We start from the raw sequence: 709 nt of genomic DNA, 5'->3' as shown, positions 1-709 counted from the left end.
CGCGATCCCACCAGTGTGTCGCTCCGCAGGCGCCGGAGACGTCTCCACCCGGATAAACGCCGACGGATCCGGCAACTGCCCCGTGCTCCGCTGCCCGTTCGCACTCTGCCGCTCCTGATACTTCCTGACCCATTTGCGCAGTTGGTTGGCGTTGACACCATGCTCCAGCGCAAGCCTCGCCACCGATATGCCCGGCTCGAGGCACGCCTCGATCAACCGTGCCTTCCCCGCCCGACCATAATAGCGCCGGCCGTTACTCGTCACCCTTACAACCTCGAGCCCATAGGGGCCCATCGGTGCCAACTCCATGTGTCCACCTCTTCCTTGGTGGACACATGGAGTTGGCACCGCGTCACTCAACCGAACAGGTGCGCGGAATTTCGCGCTTACGGAATGGTGGCCGGGATGACCCCGGAATCCGCAACCCAACCGGGCTTGCCGCTGAAGCGCGGTCGCGGCTGCGCGGCGACTGACAGGATGCGAGCGTAGCGACAATCAAGATGAGAATCGGTTGTTGGGGTGTCGGTGAAGGGCGGAGGGCGTAGCCCGAAGCCCGTAGCCGAGACCCCAACAACCGATGGCCCTTTAATGGAGGAGCCGCAGATCGTCGGGGCCGACCCAATATTCATTGGCATATCCAGATTGGAGGGAGATGCCGTGAGTGCCGGGTTGCCAAGTCAACGATCATCAAATGAGGCTTTTCATGAAA

Annotated in this window: 1 protein-coding gene; it reads right to left on the bottom strand. The window is 61.8% G+C overall.

The features are described 5' to 3' along the window. Nucleotides 1–309: IS66-like element accessory protein TnpA (gene tnpA, locus LH128_RS30495; protein WP_008833258.1), on the bottom strand; the 309-nt coding region annotated here is incomplete at its 3' end. Nucleotides 310–709 lie beyond the last annotated feature (400 nt).

Source organism: Sphingomonas sp. LH128 (genome assembly GCF_000293195.2).
GTDB classification, from domain to species: domain Bacteria; phylum Pseudomonadota; class Alphaproteobacteria; order Sphingomonadales; family Sphingomonadaceae; genus Novosphingobium; species Novosphingobium resinovorum_A.
Note: the sequence above shows the minus strand (reverse complement) of the source record. Positions and strands in the feature narration are given on the sequence as shown.